Raw genomic sequence first — 21,387 nt, 5'->3', positions numbered from 1 at the left:
CGCCGCAAGCGTGATTTGACCGCGTCCGGGTTCGACGCAGCGCCGCTCAGCGCCCTTCTGTCTCCCCATCCGCCAGGATGGGGAGACAGGATTAGTCCTCGCCGCCAATTACCGCGTCGCTGGCACTCAGCGTCTGATCTTCGACGTCGACCACCGCTTCGGCTTCGTCCTCGCTCTCCTCGATGCGGGCGGCCGAGACGACGTGCTCGTTGTCGGCGACCTTGAAGAGGGTGACGCCCTGGGTGTTGCGCCCCGCAATGCGGATGTCGCCGACGGTGGTGCGGATCAGCTTCGCCTGGTCGGTGACCAGCATCAGCTGCTGGCCGTTATGCGCCGGGAAGCTCGCCACCACGCAGCCGTTGCGGGCCGAGGTCTCGATGTTGGTGATGCCCTGGCCGCCGCGGTTGGTGCGGCGATATTCGAACGCCGAGGTGCGCTTGCCGTAGCCGTTCTCGGTGACGGTAAGGATGAACTCCTCGGCCGCCGCGAATTCGGCGATGCGCTCGGGCGGCAGGGTCGGCGCGTTCTCATTCTCCTTCCACGGTGCGGCGCGCAGGTACGCGTCGCGTTCGTCGGTGGAGGCGGCGAAGCCCTTGAGGATGGAGAGGGAGATAACCTCGTCGCCGTCCCGCAGGCGGATGCCGCGGACGCCGGCCGAAGTGCGCGACTGGAATTCGCGCACGTCGGTGGCGGCGAAGCGGACGGCGCGGCCCTGCTTCGTGGCCAGCAGCACGTCGTCCTCCTCGGTGAGGAGCGAGACGCCGATCAGGCGGTCGGTCGGATCGCCCTCCTCGTCATTGCCGAAGCGCATCGCAATCTTGCCTGCGGTCGGGACGTTGGTGAAGGCGTCCATCGAGTTGCGGCGCACCGTGCCGTGGGCGGTCGCGAACAGGATGTGGAGCTTGGCCCACTCCGCCTCGTCCTCGGGCAAGGGGAGGACGGTGGAGATCGTCTCGCCCTCCGCAAGCGGCAGGAGGTTGATCATCGGCCGGCCCTTGGTCTGCGGCGCGCCTTCGGGGAGGCGCCAGACCTTGAGGCGGTAGACCTTGCCGGCGGTGGAAAAGAACAGGACGGGCGTGTGGGTCGAGGTGACGAACAGGTTGGTAACGGCATCCTCGTCCTTCGTCGTCATGCCGGCGCGGCCCTTGCCGCCGCGGCGCTGGGCGCGGAAGGTCTCGAGCGGCGTGCGCTTGATGTAGCCGGTGTGGGTCACCGTCACGACCATGTCCTCGCGCTCGATCAGATCCTCGTCGTCGATGCCGTCGGCGGCGGGGGCGATGTCGGTGACGCGCGGGGTGGCGAACTGGGCGCCGACGGCGTCGAACTCCTCGCGCATCACCTCGTAGAGGCGGACGCGGTTGCCGAGGATCTCGAGCAATTCGCCGATCGAGGAGGCGAGCTCGCGCAGCTCGCCGCCGATCTCGTCGCGGCCGAGGGCGGTCAGGCGGTGGAGGCGCAGCTCGAGGATGGCGCGGACCTGGGTGTCGGAGAGCCGGTAGGTGTCGCCGCTCACCTCCTGCTCGACCGCTTCGACCAGCGCGATGTACGGGGCGATCTCGGCGATAGGCCATTCGCGCGAAACCAGGGCTGCGCGCGCCTCGGCCGGGGAGGCGGAGCCGCGGATCATCCGCACCACCTCGTCCAGATTGGTGACGGCGATGACGAGGCCGAGCAGGATGTGGGCGCGGTCGCGGGCCTTGGCGAGCTCGAACTTCGAGCGGCGGGTGATCACTTCCTCCCGGAAGCGGACGAAGGCCTCGATGATCTCCCTGAGGTTGAGCGTCTCGGGCCGTCCGCCGCGGATGGCCAGCATGTTGGCCGGGAAGCTCGACTGCGCCGGCGTGTGCCGCCACAGCTGGTTCAGCACCACTTCGGGCGTCGCGTCGCGCTTCAGTTCGATGACGACGCGCACGCCCTCGCGCGAGCTTTCGTCGCGAATGTCGGCGACGCCCTCGATGCGCTTGTCCTTGGCGGCTTCGGCGATCCTTTCGACCAGGCCGTTCTTGCCGATCTGATAGGGTATTGCGGTGAGGACGATCTGCTGCCGGTCGCCGCGCGGCGTCTCGACGATGTGGCGCGAGCGCATCATGATCGAGCCGCGGCCCGTGTGATAGGCGCTGCGGATGCCGGCTTGGCCGAGGATCAGCGGACCGGTCGGGAAGTCGGGGCCGGGGACGATCTCGATCAGCTCCTCGATCGTGATCCCGGGATTGTCCATGTACGCCTTGCAGGCGGCCAGCACCTCGCCGAGGTTATGCGGGGGGATGTTGGTCGCCATGCCGACGGCGATGCCGCCGGCGCCGTTCACGAGAATGTTGGGGAAGCGGGCGGGAAGGACCTGCGGCTCGCTCTCCGAGGCGTCGTAATTCGGCGTGAAGTCGACCGTGTCCTTGTCGATATCGTCGAGAAGCGCGTTGGCGACGCGGGCGAGGCGGGCCTCGGTGTAGCGCATCGCCGCCGGCCGGTCGGGGTCCATCGAGCCGAAATTGCCTTGGCCGTCGATCAGCGGCACGCGCATCGACCAGTCCTGGGTCATCCGCGCGAGCGCGTCGTAGATCGAGGAATCGCCGTGGGGGTGGTATTTACCCATGACGTCGCCGACGAGGCGGGCGGACTTGCGATAGGGGCGGCCGGCGACGAAGCCCGCCTCGTAGGCGCCGTAGAGGATACGGCGGTGGACCGGCTTCAACCCGTCGCGAACGTCCGGAAGGGCGCGCGCGACGATCACCGACATCGCGTAGTCGAGGTAGGAGGTCTTCATCTCGTCGACGATGGAGACGGGCGAGATATCGGCGTTTTCGATGGTCGGCGGTACGCTGGCCAATGGGGGTTCCTGTCAGATGGTGCGGCGCCGAAGCGGCGACTGGTTTGTGTGGCGAGACCGTAGCGGATGCGGACCGACCGCACCAGCCCCGCGCGCACATACGCGCCCACACGCACGTACGCGTACGCGCGCGTGAGAGCCCTAGATAGTCACGATCTCGAGAATCGCCAGCGTTGGGGTTCGGAAGCCTTCGGATCGTAGCGATAACCGTCGCTGTCGAAGGCTTTGAGCGCCTCGGGGTCGGAGAGGCGGTGCTCGCAGATGTGGCGGGCCATCATGCCGCGGGCGCGCTTGGCGGCGAAGGTGTTGAAGCGGAGGCCTTCGGGGCCCTCTTCGCGAAAGTCGATCTCGATGACCGGGAGGGAAGGGGGGAGGCGGCCTTCGACGGCGCGCCAATATTCCTTGCTGGCGAGGTTGACGATGACGGCGCTTCCGCTGGCCTCGGCGTCGTCCGCGAGCTGGGCCGCGAGGCGATCGCCCCAATAAGCGTAGAGGTCCTTCTTTCGGCCCGGCGCCCAGCGCGTGCCCATTTCGAGCCGGTAGGGGCGGATGGCGTCGAGCGGGCGGAGCAGGCCGTAGAGGCCGGAGAGGATGCGCAGGTGATCCTGGGCGAACAGCACGGCCTCTTCGTCGAGGCTCTTCACCTCGAAGCCGGCATAGACGTCGCCGGCGAAGGCGTAGAGGGCGGGGCGTTCCTCCGCCGCGTCGAAGCCGCGGAAGCGGCCTGCGTTGAGAGCGGCGAGCTTGTCGGAGATGTGCATCAGCCCCGAGAGCTTGCGCGGACCGAGCTTCGCCGCCGCGGCCGCGAGCTTGCTCGCCTCCTCGCCAAAGGCCGGTGCCGTGACGGGCAGCGGCGGGAGGGGGGAGGCGTAGTCGAGGGTCTTGGCAGGGGAGACGATGGCGAGCATGGCCGCGCCTAGCGCAGCGGCTCGCGGCCGGTCAAACGGCTCCGGCTAAGGCCTTGGCTTCGGGCCGCTTTTTGCCCGAGCCCAGTTCAAGCGCCGTTCACCGCCCGCGCCCTAGAAAGCGGCTGCGTTTGGCGCTAGACGGCGGCCTTTCGCATGGGAGGGCGCCGCGTTCCTCGCGCCCGCGAAACTGGAGGAGTGGATGCGTTCGGTTTCCGGCATGAGCTTCATGCTCGCTTTCGGCCTTGCCGGGGGCATGTTTGCCGCCGCTCCGGCCGCGGCGCAGACGCCCAGCGCGGCGACCGCGCATTTGCCGCGGGAGGAGCGCAGCGCCCTTGCCGCGCTGCAGGCGGCGCTTACAGCGCGCGACTACGGTGCGGCGGCGACCGCGCTGTCGGCGGCGCAGGGCGCGGTGCACAGCGAGGACGGCCGCTACTACCTCACCAATCTTCAGTTCCAATATGCCCGCGAGACCAACAACCTCCCGCTCCAGACCTCGACGATCGACGCGCTGATCGCCAACGGCCGCACCAGCCAGATGGAGCTCGGCCAGCTCTACGCGCTGCGCGGCACCCTCGCCGTCTATGCCGGCGAGCGCGAGCCGGCGGAAAGGGCGTTCACCCGCGCGCTCGAGCTCGCGCCGAGCGCCGACACCGCGCTCGCTTTGGCGCAGGTCAAATTCAGCCTGCGCAAGAATGTCGAGGCGCTCGCCCTCATCGACCGCGCCATCCAGATGCGCGCCGCCACGGGGCAGCCAGCCGTCGAGAGCTGGTACAAGCGCGGCATCGAGATCGCGGTTTCGGCGCAGCAGCAGCCGCAGGCGATCCGTCTGTCGACGCAATTGGTCTCCGCCTATCCGACCCCGGAGAACTGGCGCGACGCCGTCTTCGTCTACCGCGACATGGCCAAGCCCGACCCCGCCGCCACCGTGGACGCCGTGCGGCTGCTGCGGGCGACCAAGGCGTTGGCCGGCGAACGCGACTTTCTCGACGCGGCGCAAGTCTTCACCGCGGCCGGACTTCCCGCCGAAGCCAAGGCCGTACTCGCCGAAGGTGTTGCGGCGCGCATGGTCGACCCGCTCAAGGCGACCTACAAGGAAGCGATCGCCAACGCGACGCGGCTCGCCGCCCTCGACCGCGCCAGACTGCCCGCGCTTCGCACCGCGTCCGCCAAGAGCGGTGCGGCGGCGATGGAGGCGGGCGACCATCTGCTGAGCTTCGGCGACTATGCCGCGGCGGCGGCGGCCTATCGCAGCGCGGCCCAGAACGGGGCGCCGGATGCGGCCACCGCCAATCTGCGCCTCGGCATCGCCCTCGCGCTCGCCGGCAATCGCGCCGAGGCCGGCTCTGCACTGCAGGCGGTCACTGGGCCCCGCGCCGATCTCGCCGCCTTGTGGCTGGCCTATGCGGCGCGCGGCGCCTGATTTTCGAGAACGAATATTTGCCAGGAGAAAATAGGATGAAGCTCGTTTCCGCCGCGGCGCTCGCCGCCGCTCTCGTTGCCGGAACGCTTGCCGTCGCGCCGGCCGCCGCCGCGCCCAAGCCCGCCAAGGAGGCGGAGGCGCCGGGCCGCAAATACAATATCAGCCCCGAGGCGAAGAAGCCCCTCAGCGACCTCCAGAAGGCAGTCACCGCCAAGGATGAGACCGCCTATCCGGCCGCGCTCGCCGCGGCGCAGGCGGTGGCGAAGACCACCGACGACAAATATATCGTCGCCAAGCTGACCCTGCAGCATGCCGAGCAGGCCAACGACACCGCGGCGCGGCTGGCAGCCTATCAGGCGGTGCTCGCGAGCGGCGGGGCGGACGCCGCGGAGGTGCAGGCGATCAACCACAATATGAGCATCGTCGCAGCCAATTCCGGCAACTGGGCCGTGACCGAGGCGACGCTGACGCCGATCGTCGCGGCGAACCCCAACGACCTCGACAACATTGTCAACCTCGCCCGCGCCAAGATCGAGCTCAAGAAGGATGCGGAGGCGCTGGTTTTGCTTCAGCGGGCGATCCAGCTCAGCAACGCGGCCGGTAAGCCGGCGCCCGAGAGCTGGTATAAGAGCGCGCTGTCGATCGCCTATAACAGCCGCAACAATGCCGCCGTCTCCGAGATCGATGCGGCGCTGGTGAAGGCCTACCCGACACCCGACAATTTCAAGAATGCGATCGTCCTCTATCGCGCGTCGGGCACGATGCCGAGCAACGCCGATCTCGACCTGCTGCGCCTGTCCGCGGCAAGCGGTACGGCGGGCAAGAGCGAGTATATCTATCTTGCCAGTCTTGCCGACCAGGCGGGGCTGCCGGGCGAAGCCAAGGGCGCCATCGACGCCGGCCGCCGGGCGGGCCTCCTCGGCGCCACCGACGGTGCGCAAATCTACAACGCGAATAGCCCGAAGATTGCGGCCGACCGCGCATCGCTTGGCGGCGACGAGGCGAAGGCGCGTGCCGCCGCCACCGGCACGCTCGCCCTCAACACCGGCAACGCTTATTACGGCTATGGCGATTACGCCAAGGCCGCGGACCTGTTCCGCGTGGCGCTGCAGAAGGGTGGTGTCGATCCCGGCTTCGCCAACCTGCGCCTCGGCGAGGCGCTGGCCATGGCACATGACCGTGCGGGGGCAGAGGCTGCTTTCCGGGCAGTGACCGGTCCGCGCGCGTCGCTGGCGGGCCTATGGATGACGTGGCTCGCGATGCGCGGCTAAATCGGACTGGATTTTGGCCAAAAAAGGGGACGACGGGCTTTACCCGCCGTCCCTTTTTCGTAGCCGCCGCGTCCCAAATTGCGACGGGGCGTTTTGCGGCCTTCCACCACCCCCGGAGGCGCGTTAACGATTGCGCCTGCGGCCCGCCGGTGCGGCCGCGTTTCGCCCGCGAGGATCTGGCTTTGCGCTTCGACGACATGATCGCGACAGTGCTGGCCCAGCCCGAGCCGAACGGTTCGGCGCTCGCCGCCAAGTGGCGCCAGCTCGTCGACCTCCTCGCCCAGCCCGGCCGCGACAGCGAAGCGGCGGACGACGCGGTCGCGTGGCTCGCTGCGCACCGCAGCGAGGTGCCCGTCGCCCTCCGGCGCGATGCCGGCGCCTCGCTCGCCGGGCGCCGCGTCACGCCCGCCATCGCCGCCTTCTTTGCGGACGACGTCCCCCCCGTCGCCGGCGCGGCGCTCGCTTCGGTGCGCCTCTCGCCCGGCGACTGGCGCGCGCTGGTCCCCCGCCTCGGGCCGACCGCGCGCGGCATCCTGCGCCACCGCCGCGACCTGCCCGCAGAGGCCGTCGAGGCGCTCGGGGCATTCGGCACCACGGATTTCACGCTTTCGGGCAGCGTTTCAGCGCCCGCCGCCAGCCCGGCGGCCGAGCGCAGCGAGACGCAGATCCGCGAGCTCGTCCAGCGCATCGAGAATTTCCGCCGCCAGCGCGATTCTTCGGCGCCGCCGCCGCCCATCGCACCCGGCGTGCCGGTCGAGGCCTTCCAGTGGGAGACGGGGCCCGACGGGACGATCCTCTGGGTGGAAGGCGCCCCGCGCGGGCCGCTCATCGGCGAGAGCATCGCCTCGATCGCCGAGCGCGGGCAATTCGGCGTGGACGGCCAGGCGGCCGGCGCCTTCGAGAAGCGGGCCCCGTTCCGCGACGCCCGCTTCAGCGTCCCCGGGACGGGCGCCGCGTCCGGCGACTGGCGCATCTCCGGCGTCCCGTTCTTCGATCCCGGACAAGGAAGCTTCCTCGGCTATCGCGGCAGCGCCCGGCGCCCGCGCGTCGACGAGGTGGCGCCGCCAGGGCCGGCGCGCGCGCCGCAGGGCACGGGGCTGTTCGGCACCGACCTTCCCCCCGATTCGCTGCGCCAGCTGATCCACGAGCTCAGGACGCCGCTCAACGCCATCATCGGTTTCGCCGAGATGATCGACGGCCAGTATATGGGCCCCGCCGCCGCCCCGTACCGCACCCGCGCCGCCGAGATCATCGAGCAGGCGCGTGGTCTCCTCTCGGCGGTCGATGACTTGGACACCGCGGCGCGCATGGAGACGAGCCGCCTCCAGTTCACCGAGAGCGCGACCGACGCCGTCGCGCTCCTGTGCCGGCTGCACGACGCCTATGAGCGGGTCGCGGCCCAGCGCGGCAGCCGCATCGCCGTCGAGATCGCACGCGACCTCCCGCAGGCCCAGGTCGAACTCAGCGCGGCGGAACGGATGTTCGCGCGCATGCTCGCGGCGACGATCGGCCTTGCCGGGGAAGGGGAGACGATCGGCGCCAGCATGACGCTCGAGCAGGAGGGCGGGAAGAAGATGCTCTGCCTCTCCATCGACCGGCCGCGCGCAATCGACGGCCTGGACGAGGGCGCTCTGCTCGACCCCGGCTACAGCCCGGACGGCGACTGGCCCGGCGCGCCGTCGCTCGGCCTCGGCTTCGCGCTGCGGCTGGTGCGCAACCTCGCCGAGGCCGTGGGCGGCGCCCTGCGCATCGGCGGCGCCCGCTTCTTCCTCTATCTGCCGCCGCTCGAGCCGGCGGAGCTATCGAGCGGGCAGGGCGCCTGAGCGCCTTGCAACCCGCGCCGCCGCTCGGCTATCGCCGCAGCAGGCGACGGGTGCGGGCCTGTAGCTCAATGGTAGAGCCGGCCGCTCATAACGGCTAGGTTGGGGGTTCGAGTCCCTCCGGGCCCACCACGCAGGCGACGAGACGAAACAGCCTCGCTGTTTCGCACGCTCGCCAAGTGCGGCCGGCCTCACGAAAGTGAGGGTCGACGGCGCGGCTTTGCCGCGACGCCTTGCCACAGGGGCCAGCGGCGTGGCAAAGCCACGCCGTCGGTCGCACGGTGTGCGCCGGCCGGGCTTGCGCGTCTCGCGAACAGCTGAAGCTGTTCGTCGTGCGCGCGGTGCCGGGGAGTAGCGCAGCCTGGTAGCGCATCTGCTTTGGGAGCAGAGGGTCGCAGGTTCGAATCCTGTCTCCCCGACCATCCTTATGAATTTGCGGCTGGTGAGCCAGAGATTTGGCGTCGGTAGTAGTCAGGCTCTGAAGCGGGACGTGCGAAGCCGTGCTCCTCCCGACAGAGCGCCAACACAGCCATTTTGGTATCTTTCACAGGCTTGACAGTGGTTTCCAGGCAGTGAAACATCATCCCTGCGACGGGCGTACCACTCGGACGGGTTTGAGAGCTTCACTTAGCCGGAGTCGCCTGTGCCGTTGGCTTGGGAACTGAGCCTGAGCACGTTCTAGGGGGCGTATTTAAGAGCTAAATTAGGGGGAAGTCGTGGTGAAATTTGGAACAAGTCTCGCGTGCGCTGCCGCACTGCTGTTCGCGACCGTCGCATCGGCCGAGGTTATGGATAATGCAACAGTGTTGAACTTAGCCAAGGCGGGGCTGAGCGAGCAGGTGATTATCGACAAGATAAACAGTGAGCCTTGTGGCTATGACGTTTCGACGGATGGCATTATTGCTCTCAAGAGGGCTGGTCTATCTGAAGGCGTAATTTCGGCGATGGTGCGGAGATGTGCCACGCTGGCGGGAGTCAAAGGAGTCGCTGGCGACGATTTCTCCCCGAACCCGAAAGTCAGGCACTCTCCAGGCATTTACGTTATGCAGAGCTGGTCGCCAACCTCTGGTCTACAAAAACTTAGGCCGTCCAAATCGAGTGGGGTCCGCACTTCTGGCAATGGGAGCATACTCTTTCCGCTTGTGGCCAAGCTGACGTTGACTGGAACAGAGAGCCATATACCTGTTATGGCCCCAGCGCCGGTTTTCTACTTCTACTTTAATCCGTCAGACACGACGGTGAGCGATTTTGGACAGGAAAACTCTGTCGCGGCGCAATCGCCATCTGAATTCACGCTCGTGAGATTTCACCTGAAGGGTGACACACGCGAGTTGGACATGGGTAAAATGTCTGCTTACGGCGGGTCCATCATGTCGTACCGCAAGGGCATCAACCCAAAGAGTGCTCTCAAGGTAGATACGGAAGAGCAGGGGAATGGAATATTCAAAGTTACCGTTCCGCAGCCCCTCGAAAGCGGAGAGTACGCGTTTGTTTTCAGCGGTGCCAACGGTACCGCTCGGATCTACGACTTCTCGGTGAAGGGTACCGCGATGGTATCGAGTGCCAGTGCTCCAACGACGAGGCCGTGAGGTCCTGATCGCGCGCGGGGGCCGGGGCGCTTTCGCGTCCCGGCCCCGCATCTCTATCCCAATGATACATGGCCGAGGGCGTCCTGCCGCGCTAAGCTTCTGCCGACGAGGGTGGGGGAACAGTGATGCCTGACATATGCCGGCCATGGCTGCTCATCCTCCTCGCCCTTTCCGCCTGCGCCCAGAGCGCTGCGCCGCCTCCGCAGACCGCGGCCACCCAAGTCGCGGCCCCAGCGTCCGCCCGAACGGCGTGGTGGAACGACAATCGCTGGCGCTACCATGACGAGGGCGAGGCCGACGCCGCCTACCAAAGACTGCTGCAGCAGCAATCGGCGTGGCCGGAATGGCACCAGGTCGAGCTGGTCACGCTGCCCGCGGGCCTGCGCTTCGAGATGGCGCTCTCGCCGGGGCAGCCGCCGGAGCGCCCCGGCGCGTTCGGGACGTTCGACCGCATTCCTGACGTCCGTTATGTGCGCCAGCGGCTGGCGGTGAAGGTGGCGTGGAAGCCGTCGATCGACCGCGTCGCGACGTTCGAGATCGTCGAGCCGCTCGCCGCCGACACCGGCACGGTCGGACCGCAGATCGACGCGCAGGCCGGCTATTTGCCGGGCGGCGGATCGCAGTTCGAGATGAAGGTGCCGCCGGCCGAGCGCAGCCGCCACCTCAAGCTCGTCGCCATCCGCCCCATCCGCTGATGCGGCGCAAGGACGCCGAGGGCACCGAGTGGGTGCTGGAGCCCGGCGGTCTCACCGCTTTTGCCGCTGACGCGACGCGCCGCTTCCTCCCCGCACCGCCCGGCTACACGCTCTCGCACTTCGGCGAGGGGATAACCGTCGTTGGCCGCGGCGAAGAACCCGTCGACGGGTGGTGGGACTGGATCTTCGAGGTGGAGGGGGACGCCCTCCGCCGGGTCGGCCCGGCTTACTGACGCCGCTCGGGCCGCGGCGGGAGCTTTTCGATCTTCTCGGGCGCGTTGGCGACGAGGCTCAGCATCGCCGTCCACGCCGCGACATTCTGCCGCAGCTGCTTCGGATCGACCTTGTCGAGCGTGTCGTCGGGCGTGTGGTGATAGTCGAAATAGCGCGTGCCGTCCTGCCCGAGGTCGGCGCCGGGGGAGCCGGCGTGGATCCACGCGCCGAGGTCCGCGCCCGCCTCGACCTCCCCCTTGTCGCGGTTGATCCCGAGCGGGAAGAGGGCGGCGGCGATGCGGTCGTCGAGCGGCTTGTTGGCGGGCGCGAAGCCCGAGACGTAGCGCCAGACGCGGTCGGCGCCGAAATCCGATTCGCCGACGAAGACGACATTGTCCGTCTTGTGCGTGGCGAAATAGGCGCGGCTGCCGGCGCCGCCCGTTTCCTCGTCGCCGAACCAGATCACGCGGATGGTGCGGCGCGGGCGACCGGCTTCCATGATCTTCTTCGCAGCCGCCGTGACGATGGCGACGCCCGACGCGTCGTCGATCGCGCCGGTGCCGAGGTCCCAGCTGTCCAGGTGGCCGCCGACGAGGATCATGCCTGCGTCCGGATCGGTGCCGGGCACGTCGGCGATGACGTTGCCCGTTGCCGTGTTGCCGACGAAGCGCGGGGTGAGAGTGATGTGCATGGTGACGTTGCGCGAGCGCTTCAGCATCCGCTCGAGGTTCTCGGCATCGGGGATCGGCAGAGCCCCGGCGGCGATGGGCGCGACGCCGTTCCAGCTGGTGAGGCCGGTATGGGGGTTACGGTGATAGTCGGTGCCGAGCGAGCGGATGATCACCGCCACCGCGCCCTTCTGCGTGCCGACGGCGGGGGCGGAGCGTCGGACGGCGCCATAATAGCCGTAGCCCGAGCCGTCCTGGTTGGGCTGCATGGCGTGGCTGACGAAGACGATCTTGCCGCGCACCGCCTCGGCCGGCGCCGCGCGCAGCGCATCGATGCTGTCGAAGCCGACCACCTGCGCCGTCACCCCCTCGGGAGGGGTTGCGCCGCTGCCCCCGAGCGCCGTGACCACGATAGGCTGCGGGAAGGGGGAGACGATCTCCGCCGTCTCGGCGCCACGCACCCAGGTCGCCATCGTCGCGTCCTCGATATGGACGTTGTGGAAGCCCAGGGCCTTCAACCGCTTCACCGCCCATTGCCGCGCCCGCGCTTCCGCCTCGGTGCCGGCGAGGCGGGGGCCGATCTCGGTGGTCAGGTCCTCGACGATGTCCCACGCCACGGCATCGCCGGCCAGCGTCTCGTCCCGCAGCTTCTCGGGGTACGAAGGCGGTGCCGCGGCCATCAGAAGGGGGAGGGGAAGGAGCGAGAGGGCGAGGCGGTCGAACATCTTTTTCATAGGGGGAGGGGCTTAGGGTCGCCCCGCGGGTTTGCCAATCCCGCCCCCGCACACTAGGTAACGGTCACACTTTCCAATCCAGCATTTTCCGGAGACAGGCGCCGCCATGGCCGCACAGTATAGCTTCGTCATGAAGGGTCTCTCCAAGACCTTTCCCGGCGCTCCCAAGCCGATCCTCAACAACATCCACCTGCAATTCTATTCGGACGCGAAGATCGCGATCATCGGCCCCAACGGGTCCGGCAAGTCGACGCTGATGAAGATCATGGCCGGCCGCGACAAGGAGTTCGTCGGCGAGGCCTGGCCGGGCGAGGGCATCCGCGTCGGCTATCTCGAGCAGGAGCCGCAGCTCGATCCCACCAAGACGGTCAAGGAAAACGTCATGGACGCGGTTCGGCCGGTCGTCGAGCTGGTCGAGCGCTTCAATGCCATCTCCGCCGAGATGGCCGATCCGGACGCCGATTTCGAGGCGCTGGGCACCGAGATGGGCGAGCTGCAGGAGAAGATCGACGCCGTCGACGGGTGGACTCTCGACAACCAGCTCGAGATCGCGATGGACGCGCTGCGCTGCCCGCCGGGCGACGCCGAGGTCACCAACCTCTCCGGAGGCGAGAAGCGCCGGGTCGCGCTGACCAAGCTGCTCCTCCAGAAGCCGGACATCCTGCTCCTCGACGAGCCCACCAACCACCTCGACGCCGAAAGCGTCCAGTGGCTCGAGAAGCACCTCGTCGATTATCCGGGCAACGTCATCCTCGTCACCCACGACCGCTACTTCCTCGACAATGTCGTGAACTGGGTGCTCGAGCTCGATCGCGGCCGCTATTACACCTACGAAGCCAATTATTCCGGCTACTTGGAGAAGAAGGCTAAGAGACTGGAGCAGGAAGAGCGCGAGGAGCAGGGCAAGCAGAAGGCGATCCAGGACGAGCTCGAATGGATCCGGCGCTCGCCCAAGGCCCGCCAGGCCAAGTCCAAGGCCCGCATCCGCGCCTTCGACGAGCTGGTCGAGGCGCAGGAGAACCGCACGCCGGGCAAGGCGCAGATCCTCATCCAGGTGCCCGAGCGCCTGGGCGGCAAGGTGATCGAGGCGAAGGGCCTCACCAAGGCCTATGGCGACAAATTGCTCTTCGACGACCTGACCTTCAGCCTGCCGCCCGGCGGCATCGTCGGCGTGATCGGCCCGAACGGCGCGGGCAAGACCACCCTGTTCAAGCTGATCACCGGCCAGGAGCAGCCGGACACAGGCGCCATCGACATCGGCGACACCGTCCGCCTTGGCTATGTCGACCAGTCACGCGATGCGCTCGATCCCAAGCACAATGTCTGGGAGGAGATTTCGGGCGGGCTCGACATCTTCAAGCTCGGCAAGAACGAGGTCAATACCCGGGCTTACGTGGGCGCCTTCAACTTCAAGGGCGGCGACCAGCAGAAGAAGGTCGGGCAGCTGTCGGGCGGCGAGCGCAACCGCGTCCACATGGCCAAGATGCTGCAGCAGGGCGGCAACGTCCTCCTCCTCGACGAGCCGACCAACGACCTCGACGTCGAAACCCTGCGCGCGCTCGAGGAGGCGCTGGAGAATTTCGCCGGCTGCGCGGTGGTGATCAGCCACGACCGCTTCTTCCTCGACCGCCTCGCAACCCACATCCTCGCCTTCGAAGGCGACAGCCACGTCGAATGGTTCGAAGGCAATTTCGAAGCCTATGAAGAGGACAAGCGCCGGCGGATGGGGCCGGAGGCGGACCGGCCGCACCGGATGACGTATCGGAAGCTGACGCGGTAGGCGAATGGCAGGACTCGACGGCTCGCCCTTGCTCCGCACCGACTTTTCGGATGAGGCCGCCTGGAAGGCGCTAATCGCCGCGGTTTCGGCGCCGTCGCCGGAAGGCTTTCGCGCCGAAATTTATCCGGTAGAGAACCGCGACTTCGAGGGTGCCGAGGCCGATCGCGTGGCCGCGGCAGACTGGAACGATGCCGGAATTCTCTTCATTGCCGATCGCGATGCGATGCAAGGGGACGAGCAGGCGGTCCTGTGTGTGGATCTCGTTGACGGGTCGAGCCAGCCCTTCCGCTGCATTGCGTCGGAGCTTTGGGGGGTCGAGAACAACCTTCGGCTTGGTAATATGGATTATTCGGAGTTTGCGGACCTGGCCGATGTGAGTCGCGTGTTTCGAGGCTTCCCCTAATCGGCGAATGGCCGGTCGAGCTTAAACCTACCGCACCCGCTTCACATACACCCGCCCGTCCTCGCGGCGCTCGGTGGCGAAGTTCGGGATCTCGTCGATCAGCTCGGCCAAGTCCGCATAGCCGTAGCTCCGCGCGTCGAACGAAGAGCGGTTGCCGGCGCGCTTGCCGACTTCCGCGATGCTGGCATAGCCGCGACCGTCGCGCTGCGAGGCGCGGAAGGCGGCGCCGAGCAGCTTGATCAGTTCCTCGTCGACGACGCGCTTCTTGGGCGCCGGCTTGTCCGCGGCCGCCTCGGGTTCATCAGCCCGGCTGAGGGCGGCGACGTCGATGAAGCGGGTGCAGGCGGCCTGGAACGGCTCGGGCGTCCGCGACTTGACGCCGAAGCCGTAGACGGGAAGTCCGTCCTGGCGGATGCGCATGGCGAGCGGCATGAAATCGCTGTCGCTCGACATCAGGCCGAAGCCGTCGACATGGCCGCGGTAGAGCAGGTCCATCGCGTCGATGATCATCTTCATGTCGGTCGCGCTCTTGCCCTTGGTGAGGTCGAACTGCTGCTGCGGCTCGATGGCATGGCGGTGGACCATCTGCGACCAGCCCTTGAGCGCCGTCTTCTGCCAGTTTCCGTAGGCGCGGCGGATGTTGACGGTGCCGAGCTCCGCCAGCACGGTCAGCACCGCGTCGAGATTGTCCGGCGAGGCGTTGTCGGCGTCGATGAGGAGGGCGATGTTGCCCGTCTGGGCTTCGTTATTCTGGGCCATTGGGACGGTGTAGCCCAGCGGCGTCCCACCTCCAACCGCCACTGTTCGACGTGCTAGATGTTCGTCTGGTCCGGCGGAATTCCCGGTGGCAGGTCGCCGCCGCCTTCCGCCGTCTCGCAGGCTGCGTCGACGCCGAGCCCATAGCAGGTCATCGACAGCGACCCCATGGCATAGCCGCGGACCAGCGGGCGGGCGCCGACGCCCTCGGCCTGGGCGAGGCCGGCAAGGTAGAGAAACGGAATGAAATGGTCCGGCGTCGGGACCGCCAAGGCATAATCGGGGTGCTCGGCGAGCTTGAGGATTTCGCCGGGCGCGTCCTGCATCTGTGCCGCCGCCGCATCGTCGAAGCGGTGGGCCCAGTCGAAGCCTTCGTCGGGACGGGAGGGATCGATGGCGCGCAGATTATGGACGACGTTGCCGCTGGCGAGGATGGCGATGCCGCGGTCCCGCAGGGGTGCGAGGCGGGCGCCGAGCTCGACATGGTAATCGAGCGGACGCAGCGCGTTGATCGACAGCTGCACGACCGGCACGTCCGCCTCCGGATAGAGATGGGCGAGGACGCTCCACGTGCCGTGGTCGAGGCCCCATTGGTCGCGGTCGAGCCCGACCCATAGCGGCTTCACCGTTTCCGCAACCTCTTCGGCGACATCGGGCGCGCCGGGGGCAGGATAGTCGAAGGCGAACAAAGCCGGCGGAAAGCCGTAGAAATCGTGGATGGTGCGCGGCTGCGCCATCGCCGTCACCGCCGTGGCCGGGAAATACCAGTGGGCGGAGACGACGAGCAGGGCGCGGGGCCGTGGCAGGCGGCGGCCAAGATCGCGCCACGCGTCGGTGAAGCCGTTGCGCTCCAGCGTGTTCATCGGGCTGCCGTGGCCGATGAACAGAGCGGGCATACGGGCCATGGCGCGTCTCCTTGTGGCGCCCTCAGGCCGGGGCGAAGGTGCCGTCCGTCTCGTCGAGGAGGTGGAGGATGCCGTCCGAAATCGCGAAATAGGCGCCGCGCAGGCGCAGGCTGCCTTCCGCCTCGCGCGCCGCGACCCAGGGGAAGGTCCGCAGATTGGCGAGGGAGACCTTGACCCCCTCCAGCTCCATCTCCTGGAAGGCGGACCGGCCGAGTGCGCCTTGATGGTGGGCGAGGACGGCGTCGCGGGCCGGGTCGAGCAGGTCGATCCAGTGGGCGATGAAATGCCCCTCGCCGCCGCGGGCATCGTCGAAGCTGCGGGTCAGCGCCGCCTCGCAGCCGCCGCAGAAGCCGTGGCCGATGACGACGATCTCGCGCACCTTCAATTGCGTCACCGCGAATTCGAGGGCGGCGGAGACGCCGTGATAATTGCTGTCGGGCTGGTAGGGCGGGACGAGGGCGGCGACGTTGCGCACGACGAACATCTCGCCGGGATTGGCGTCGAAGACGGTGGCAGGGTCGACCCGGCTGTCGGAGCAGGCGATCACCATCACTTCCGGGCTCTGGCCCTCGGCCAGCTCGGACCATCGCGCCCGCTCGCGGGGCCAGCCGGTGGTGCGGAAGCGGCGATAGCCGTCGAGGAGTCGCTGGAAGCCTGGCATGGCGGCTTGCGCTAGCGGGAGGAGGGGAGGGGTGGCAAGACCCGCGACTGATCGCTATCTGGCCTGCCATGACCGAGATCGCCGCCGCGCCTGTCCTCCAACCCAAGCAGCGCAAGCCCGATTGGATCCGCGTCAAGGCGCCGACCAGCGTCGGCTTTGCCGAGACGAAGCGGCTGATGCGCAGCTTGAACCTCGCCACCGTGTGCGAAGAGGCCGCGTGCCCGAATATCGGCGAGTGCTGGACCAAGAAGCACGCGACGGTGATGATCCTCGGCGACACCTGCACCCGGGCTTGCGCCTTCTGCAACGTCAAGACGGGCATGCCGCGGCCGGTCGACTTGCTGGAGCCCGAGCATGTCGCGACGGCGGCAGCCGAACTAGGGCTGACGCACATCGTCGTCACCTCCGTGGACCGCGACGACCTCCCGGACGGCGGGGCGAAGCAGTTCGTCAAGGTAATCGAGGCGCTCAGGCGCAACACGCCTTCGACCACCATCGAGATCCTGACGCCCGACTTCCGCAACAAGCCGGAGGCGGCGGTCGCGGCGATCGTCGCGGCGCGGCCGGACGTCTACAACCACAATCTCGAGACGGTGCCGCGGCTCTACCCGACCATCCGTCCCGGCGCGCGCTACTACGCCTCGCTGCGGCTGCTGGAGAGCGTGAAGCGCCAGGACCCGTCCATCTTCACCAAGTCGGGCGTGATGGTCGGCCTCGGCGAGCAGCGGCTCGAAGTGCACCAGGTGATGGACGACATGCGTTCGGCGGACGTCGATTTCCTGACCATGGGCCAATACCTCCAGCCGACCCCGCGTCACGCCAAGGTCGAGGAGTTCGTCACGCCGCAGGCCTTCTCGGCCTATGCCGCGATCGCGCGCGCCAAGGGCTTCCTGCTCGTCGCCGCCTCGCCGCTGACCCGCTCGAGCTACCATGCCGGCGACGACTTCGAGAAGATGCGGGCCGCCCGGGAAGCCAAGCTCGCCGCGGGACGTTGACGGCGACATGCCCCGCCACACCGAGACGCGGAACCTGCCCTGGACGCCGGAGCAATTGTACGACCTCGTCGCCGACGTTGGTCATTATCAGGACTTCCTGCCGTGGGTGGCGGCGACCCGCATCCGCTCCGACAGCGAGACGCTGATGATCGCCGACCTCGTCGTCGGCTTCCGGTCGCTGAAGGAGACCTTCACCTCGCGGGTGGAGAAGGAGCGGCCGGTCAAGATCCGCACCGAATATATCGAGGGTCCGCTCAAATATCTGCAGAACAGCTGGACCTTCAAGCCGGACGGCCAGGGCGGCTCCGAGGTCGGCTTCTGCGTCGATTTCGCCTTCAAGAACCGGATTTTCGAGACGCTTGCCGGGCAGATGTTCGACCGCGCGCTGCGGCGGATGATCGGCGCGTTCGAGGAGCGGGCGCGGGCGCTCTACGGCCCCGGCGTCTCCGAAGGCGGCAACAGCAATTCGAGCGCACAAAGCGCCGCCTGAAGCCGGACCCCGCCGCGGCCGAGATCGCCGAAGCGCTTGGTGTCGGCGACGATCTCCTTCGGATCGGCGCCGCGCCGGGCCCGCGCGAACACCACTGTCCCGACGGGCTTGACGGCCGAGCCTCCGCCCGGCCCGGCCACGCCGGTGATCGCCACCGCTACGTCCGCGCGGCTGTGCTTGAGCGCGCCCTGCGCCATGCCCCAGGCGGTCGCGATGGAGACGGCGCCGAACGTCTCCACGACTTCCTCGGAGACGCCGAGCATCGCTACCTTCGCCTCGTTCGAATAGGTGACGAAGCCCGCATCCAGCACGTCGGAGGAGCCCGCGATTTCGGTGATCGCCGCCGCGACGAGGCCGCCGGTGCAGCTTTCGGCGACCGCGACCGTCGTGCCGGCGGCGCGGTGCGCCTCCACCACCTGGCGGGCAGCCTCGACCAGTATGTCGGGCAGGATCGAGGCGCGGATGTCGCTCACTGGCAGATGTTCAGGCCCTTGCCCTTTTCGCCGGCGCCGAGCTGGATGAGCAGCGCCGTCAGCCGGCCGATATTCTGCGGCGGCAGCGGCGACAGCGCCTCGGCCGCGTCGTCAATCCGTGCGCAGTCCGCCGGCGTCAGCTTCGCCAGGCCCTTCGTCATCACCATGTCGCGCATGACGCCGCGCATCGTCTCGGCGCTGAGGCCGTCGGGCAAAGCGCCGCTGCCGAATGCATTCACCGCTGCTTTCGCCCCCGCCCAATGCTGGTCGCTGGTTGCGGCAAGCCGCCGCGCAAGCGTGCGGCCCCCGTTCAGCAAATAGGCCCGCGGCGGAAGCGAAGGCCGGCATTTGTCGGCCACTGCGTCGAGGAGGGTGGGGAGGATGAACAAGGTTGCGTCGCTCACCTGCTCGCGGGTGATGCAGGCCGGCGGCGTCGCGGCCTCGGCCGCCTGGGCGCCGAGCAGCGCCAGTGCGGCGATCGTCCATTTCATGCCTCGTCCTCCTCCAGCCGCACCGTCGCGACCGCCTGGGCGGCGATCCCCTCGCCGCGGCCGGTGAAGCCGAGCCGCTCGGTGGTCGTCGCCTTGATGCTAATCCTCGCCTCGGGCACCTGCAACAGCGCCGCGATGCGGGCGCGGATGGCGTCCCGGTGCGGGCCGATCTTGGGCGACTCGCAGATGAGGGTGAGGTCGACATGGTCGATCCGCCCGCCGCGGGCCTCGACCAGCGCCCGGGCATGCTCGACGAAGCGGGAGGAGGGGGCGCCGCGCCATTGCGGGTCGGACGGCGGAAAGTGGGTGCCGATGTCGCCTGCGCCCAGGGCGCCGAGGAGGGCGTCGGTGACGGCATGGAGGCCGACATCGGCGTCGCTATGGCCCTTGAGGCCGCGTTCGTGGGGGATCAGGACGCCACCGAGCCACAGCGCCTCGCCGTCGGCAAAGGCGTGGACGTCAAAGCCGAGCCCGGTGCGGCTCACCATCCGCGCGGCGAGCAAGGCCTCGGCACGGGCGAAATCCTCCTCGTAGGTGAGCTTTTCGAGGCGCGGATCGCCGCGCACCACTGCCACCTTGTGGCCGGCGGCGCGGGCGATCTGGGCATCGTCGGTGGCCTCCCCGCCGGCCCAGGCCCGGTGCGCGGCGTGGATCAGGTCGAAGCGGAAGCCTTGCGGCGTCTGCACGCGAAGGAGGTCGCTCCGGTCGACCGCGGGGCCGAGCGTGTCGCGGCCGCGAGCCGTCGTGTCGATGCTGTCGAGAGCCGGAACCGCCAGCTCGCGGTCCTCGACGGCCGCGACGACCCGCTCCCACAGATCGAGGGAGACGAACGGCCGCGCCGCGTCGTGGATGAGGACGATGTCGGCGCCTCCGTCCTCTGCGATCGCCTCCAGGCCGTTCAGCACGGAGATGCGCCGCTCGCTGCCGCCAAGGACCGGCGGGGGGAGGGGACGGTCGCCCACGGCTTCGGCGTAAAGCGCCTCCTGTCCCGGCCCGATGACGACGCGAATGTCGCTGGCGCCCGCCCGGCGAAGGTGGTCGACAGCATGCGCCAGCACCGCCTTGCCGCCGAGCCTGCGATATTGTTTCGGCACACCGCCGCCCCCGGCGCGGGTGCCGCTGCCGGCCGCGACGACGAGCGCGACGATCTTCTTCCCCTCGGCCATGGCGGCCCGCCTAGCCGAGCCCCGCCTTGCCCGCCAGCGGCTTTGCCCCTATCTCGCGCCCTCCCATGCCTAAGCTGAAGCCTGTCCAGATCGGGCCCGTGAGGGTCGAGACGCCGGTGATCCTGGCGCCGATGACCGGCGTCACCGACCGCCCGTTCCGCCGCGTCGTCAAGCGCTACGGCGCCGGCCTGACGGTCACCGAGATGATCGCCAGCCAGGCGGCGATCCGCGAGACCCGCCAGTCGCTCCAGAAAGCCGCGTGGGACCCGATCGAGGATCCCGTGTCGATGCAGCTTGCCGGCTGCACCCCGATCGAAATGGCCGAAGCCGCCAAGCTCAACGAGGATCGCGGCGCCGCGATCATCGACATCAACATGGGCTGCCCGGTCCGCAAGGTGGTGAACGGCGACGCCGGCTCCGCGTTGATGCGCGACCTGAAGCTCGCTGCCCAGATCATTGATGCGACGGTGAAAGCCGTCAAAGTCCCGGTGACGCTCAAGATGCGCATGGGCTGGGATCATTCGAGCCTCAACGCGCCCGAGCTCGCCCGCATCGCCGTCGATCTCGGCGCGCAGATGATCACCGTCCACGGCCGCACCCGGAACCAGATGTACAAGGGGGAGGCCGATTGGGCCTTCGTCCGCCGGGTCAAGGATGCCGTCGACGTGCCGGTGATCGTCAACGGCGACATTTGCTCGCTCGACGACGCCGCGACGGCGCTCGCGCAATCCGGCGCCGACGGCGTGATGATCGGCCGCGGCGCCTATGGCCGTCCCTGGCTGCTTGGCCAGGTGATGCACTGGCTGGCTACCGGCGAGCGCCGCCCCGATCCCAGCCTCGACGAACAATATGCCGTCATCACCGAGCAATATGACGCGATGCTCGCCCATTATGGCAATGAGAATGGCGTCAACATCGCTCGCAAGCATATCGGCTGGTACACGCGCGGCCTCCACGGCTCGGCGGAGTTCCGCAACGCCTTCAACAAGGAGTCCGACGCCGCGCGGGCGAAGGCGATGCTCTACGATTTCTACGCGCCCTGGCTGAGCCGGGTGGCGGCCTGAGCGGCTGGGCGTTCTCCCGCTGCGGCGGACGCTCGCCTTTTTTGAAATCTGCTGTGTTCTT

General features: G+C 68.2%; 20 protein-coding genes and 2 tRNA genes. 13 read left to right on the top strand and 9 right to left on the bottom strand.

The features are described from left to right. Positions 1–91: 91 nt before the first annotated feature. Both gyrA and yaaA read right to left on the bottom strand, forming a co-directional pair. Positions 92–2,824: a DNA gyrase subunit A gene (gene gyrA / locus VGC56_RS02025; protein ID WP_464122892.1), complete on the bottom strand. Its 2,733-nt coding sequence runs from the start codon at positions 2,822–2,824 to the stop codon at positions 92–94. A gap of 149 nt (positions 2,825–2,973) precedes the next feature. Further along, positions 2,974–3,732 (bottom strand): peroxide stress protein YaaA, encoded by a 759-nt coding sequence (yaaA, locus tag VGC56_RS02020; protein WP_464122891.1) that lies wholly within the window; start codon positions 3,730–3,732, stop codon positions 2,974–2,976. A 199-nt stretch (positions 3,733–3,931) separates the two neighbouring features. Here yaaA and VGC56_RS02015 point away from each other — a divergent pair, with 199 nt between their 5' ends. The 8 genes from VGC56_RS02015 (at position 3,932) to VGC56_RS01980 (ending at position 10,760) form a co-directional block, all read left to right on the top strand. Next, positions 3,932–5,152, top strand: a complete 1,221-nt coding sequence (locus VGC56_RS02015; protein ID WP_464122890.1) for a hypothetical protein — start codon at positions 3,932–3,934, stop codon at positions 5,150–5,152. 35 nt (positions 5,153–5,187) lie between these two features. Continuing rightward, entirely contained in the window at positions 5,188–6,423 is a 1,236-nt protein-coding gene (locus VGC56_RS02010) for a hypothetical protein (protein WP_464122889.1), read from the top strand. A gap of 149 nt (positions 6,424–6,572) precedes the next feature. Further along, the gene (locus VGC56_RS02005; RefSeq protein WP_464122888.1) at positions 6,573–8,246 is read left to right on the top strand and encodes a sensor histidine kinase; all 1,674 of its coding nucleotides are present in this window, start codon (positions 6,573–6,575) and stop codon (positions 8,244–8,246) included. Positions 8,247–8,300: 54 nt separating this feature from the next. Continuing rightward, positions 8,301–8,375 (top strand) — tRNA-Ile (locus VGC56_RS02000). A gap of 213 nt (positions 8,376–8,588) precedes the next feature. Next, a tRNA-Pro gene (locus VGC56_RS01995) sits at positions 8,589–8,665 on the top strand. Between the two features lie 294 nt (positions 8,666–8,959). Then, a complete protein-coding gene (locus tag VGC56_RS01990) occupies positions 8,960–9,832 on the top strand; it encodes a hypothetical protein (RefSeq protein ID WP_464122887.1) in 873 nt (290 codons plus the stop codon). A 125-nt stretch (positions 9,833–9,957) separates the two neighbouring features. Further along, a complete protein-coding gene (locus VGC56_RS01985) occupies positions 9,958–10,527 on the top strand; it encodes a hypothetical protein (protein ID WP_464122886.1) in 570 nt (189 codons plus the stop codon). After that, positions 10,527–10,760: a hypothetical protein gene (locus tag VGC56_RS01980; protein ID WP_464122885.1), complete on the top strand. Its 234-nt coding sequence runs from the start codon at positions 10,527–10,529 to the stop codon at positions 10,758–10,760. Before VGC56_RS01985 ends, VGC56_RS01980 begins: the two co-directional genes overlap by 1 nt. Here VGC56_RS01980 and VGC56_RS01975 read toward each other — a convergent pair. Then, entirely contained in the window at positions 10,754–12,142 is a 1,389-nt protein-coding gene (locus VGC56_RS01975; RefSeq protein ID WP_464122884.1) for a M20/M25/M40 family metallo-hydrolase, read from the bottom strand. The genes VGC56_RS01980 and VGC56_RS01975 overlap by 7 nt on opposite strands. A 106-nt stretch (positions 12,143–12,248) precedes the next feature. Between VGC56_RS01975 and ettA the strand changes: the two genes are divergently transcribed. Together ettA and VGC56_RS01965 are read left to right on the top strand one after the other, a co-directional pair. Then, entirely contained in the window at positions 12,249–13,922 is a 1,674-nt protein-coding gene (gene ettA / locus VGC56_RS01970; protein ID WP_464122883.1) for an energy-dependent translational throttle protein EttA, read from the top strand. 4 nt (positions 13,923–13,926) lie between these two features. After that, positions 13,927–14,325: a DUF6924 domain-containing protein gene (locus VGC56_RS01965; RefSeq protein WP_464122882.1), complete on the top strand. Its 399-nt coding sequence runs from the start codon at positions 13,927–13,929 to the stop codon at positions 14,323–14,325. A gap of 27 nt (positions 14,326–14,352) precedes the next feature. On the opposite strand, the gene VGC56_RS01960 is transcribed toward VGC56_RS01965, so the two are convergent. Genes VGC56_RS01960 through VGC56_RS01950 form a run of 3 tightly spaced genes read right to left on the bottom strand, consistent with a single transcriptional unit; the run spans position 14,353 to position 16,647 of the window. Continuing rightward, complete coding sequence (locus VGC56_RS01960; RefSeq protein ID WP_464122881.1) at positions 14,353–15,084, bottom strand: NYN domain-containing protein; 732 nt, start codon at positions 15,082–15,084, stop codon at positions 14,353–14,355. Between the two features lie 53 nt (positions 15,085–15,137). Then, the gene (gene ygiD, locus VGC56_RS01955; RefSeq protein WP_464122880.1) at positions 15,138–15,986 is read right to left on the bottom strand and encodes a 4,5-DOPA-extradiol-dioxygenase; all 849 of its coding nucleotides are present in this window, start codon (positions 15,984–15,986) and stop codon (positions 15,138–15,140) included. A gap of 22 nt (positions 15,987–16,008) precedes the next feature. Then, positions 16,009–16,647: a carbonic anhydrase gene (locus VGC56_RS01950; protein WP_464122879.1), complete on the bottom strand. Its 639-nt coding sequence runs from the start codon at positions 16,645–16,647 to the stop codon at positions 16,009–16,011. A gap of 68 nt (positions 16,648–16,715) precedes the next feature. On the opposite strand from VGC56_RS01950, the gene lipA reads away from it, so the two are divergent. Both lipA and VGC56_RS01940 read left to right on the top strand, forming a co-directional pair. Further along, the gene (gene lipA, locus VGC56_RS01945) at positions 16,716–17,642 is read left to right on the top strand and encodes a lipoyl synthase (RefSeq protein WP_464122878.1); all 927 of its coding nucleotides are present in this window, start codon (positions 16,716–16,718) and stop codon (positions 17,640–17,642) included. A gap of 7 nt (positions 17,643–17,649) precedes the next feature. After that, positions 17,650–18,132, top strand: a complete 483-nt coding sequence (locus VGC56_RS01940) for a type II toxin-antitoxin system RatA family toxin (protein ID WP_464122877.1) — start codon at positions 17,650–17,652, stop codon at positions 18,130–18,132. Here the strand turns inward: VGC56_RS01940 and VGC56_RS01935 are convergent. From VGC56_RS01935 to VGC56_RS01925, 3 genes are read right to left on the bottom strand one after another with little or no spacing between them, the layout of a single operon-like run. Beyond that, positions 18,072–18,596: a CinA family protein gene (locus tag VGC56_RS01935; RefSeq protein ID WP_464122894.1), complete on the bottom strand. Its 525-nt coding sequence runs from the start codon at positions 18,594–18,596 to the stop codon at positions 18,072–18,074. The two genes, VGC56_RS01940 and VGC56_RS01935, sit on opposite strands and share 61 nt — an antisense overlap. Positions 18,597–18,601: 5 nt before the next feature. Then, positions 18,602–19,096: a hypothetical protein gene (locus tag VGC56_RS01930; protein ID WP_464122876.1), complete on the bottom strand. Its 495-nt coding sequence runs from the start codon at positions 19,094–19,096 to the stop codon at positions 18,602–18,604. Then, positions 19,093–20,262: a bifunctional 2-C-methyl-D-erythritol 4-phosphate cytidylyltransferase/2-C-methyl-D-erythritol 2,4-cyclodiphosphate synthase gene (locus VGC56_RS01925; protein WP_464122875.1), complete on the bottom strand. Its 1,170-nt coding sequence runs from the start codon at positions 20,260–20,262 to the stop codon at positions 19,093–19,095. Before VGC56_RS01925 ends, VGC56_RS01930 begins: the two co-directional genes overlap by 4 nt. Before the next feature lie 65 nt (positions 20,263–20,327). Here VGC56_RS01925 and dusB point away from each other — a divergent pair, with 65 nt between their 5' ends. Next, positions 20,328–21,326: a tRNA dihydrouridine synthase DusB gene (gene dusB / locus VGC56_RS01920; RefSeq protein WP_464122874.1), complete on the top strand. Its 999-nt coding sequence runs from the start codon at positions 20,328–20,330 to the stop codon at positions 21,324–21,326. Positions 21,327–21,387: the final 61 nt, after the last annotated feature.

The organism is Allosphingosinicella sp., assembly GCF_036403745.1.
Taxonomy (GTDB): domain Bacteria; phylum Pseudomonadota; class Alphaproteobacteria; order Sphingomonadales; family Sphingomonadaceae; genus Allosphingosinicella.
Note: the sequence above shows the minus strand (reverse complement) of the source record. Positions and strands in the feature narration are given on the sequence as shown.

Coding starts and splice junctions, on each gene's coding strand:
- yaaA (WP_464122891.1), bottom strand. CDS start 3,732: ATGCTCGCCATCGTCTCCCCTGCCAAGACCCTCGACTACGCCTCCCCC.
- VGC56_RS02015 (WP_464122890.1), top strand. CDS start 3,932: ATGCGTTCGGTTTCCGGCATGAGCTTCATGCTCGCTTTCGGCCTTGCC.
- VGC56_RS02010 (WP_464122889.1), top strand. CDS start 5,188: ATGAAGCTCGTTTCCGCCGCGGCGCTCGCCGCCGCTCTCGTTGCCGGA.
- VGC56_RS01985 (WP_464122886.1), top strand. CDS start 9,958: ATGCCTGACATATGCCGGCCATGGCTGCTCATCCTCCTCGCCCTTTCC.
- VGC56_RS01980 (WP_464122885.1), top strand. CDS start 10,527: ATGCGGCGCAAGGACGCCGAGGGCACCGAGTGGGTGCTGGAGCCCGGC.
- VGC56_RS01975 (WP_464122884.1), bottom strand. CDS start 12,142: ATGAAAAAGATGTTCGACCGCCTCGCCCTCTCGCTCCTTCCCCTCCCC.
- ettA (WP_464122883.1), top strand. CDS start 12,249: ATGGCCGCACAGTATAGCTTCGTCATGAAGGGTCTCTCCAAGACCTTT.
- VGC56_RS01965 (WP_464122882.1), top strand. CDS start 13,927: ATGGCAGGACTCGACGGCTCGCCCTTGCTCCGCACCGACTTTTCGGAT.
- VGC56_RS01960 (WP_464122881.1), bottom strand. CDS start 15,084: ATGGCCCAGAATAACGAAGCCCAGACGGGCAACATCGCCCTCCTCATC.
- ygiD (WP_464122880.1), bottom strand. CDS start 15,986: ATGGCCCGTATGCCCGCTCTGTTCATCGGCCACGGCAGCCCGATGAAC.
- VGC56_RS01950 (WP_464122879.1), bottom strand. CDS start 16,647: ATGCCAGGCTTCCAGCGACTCCTCGACGGCTATCGCCGCTTCCGCACC.
- lipA (WP_464122878.1), top strand. CDS start 16,716: ATGACCGAGATCGCCGCCGCGCCTGTCCTCCAACCCAAGCAGCGCAAG.
- VGC56_RS01940 (WP_464122877.1), top strand. CDS start 17,650: ATGCCCCGCCACACCGAGACGCGGAACCTGCCCTGGACGCCGGAGCAA.
- VGC56_RS01930 (WP_464122876.1), bottom strand. CDS start 19,096: ATGAAATGGACGATCGCCGCACTGGCGCTGCTCGGCGCCCAGGCGGCC.
- VGC56_RS01925 (WP_464122875.1), bottom strand. CDS start 20,262: ATGGCCGAGGGGAAGAAGATCGTCGCGCTCGTCGTCGCGGCCGGCAGC.
- dusB (WP_464122874.1), top strand. CDS start 20,328: ATGCCTAAGCTGAAGCCTGTCCAGATCGGGCCCGTGAGGGTCGAGACG.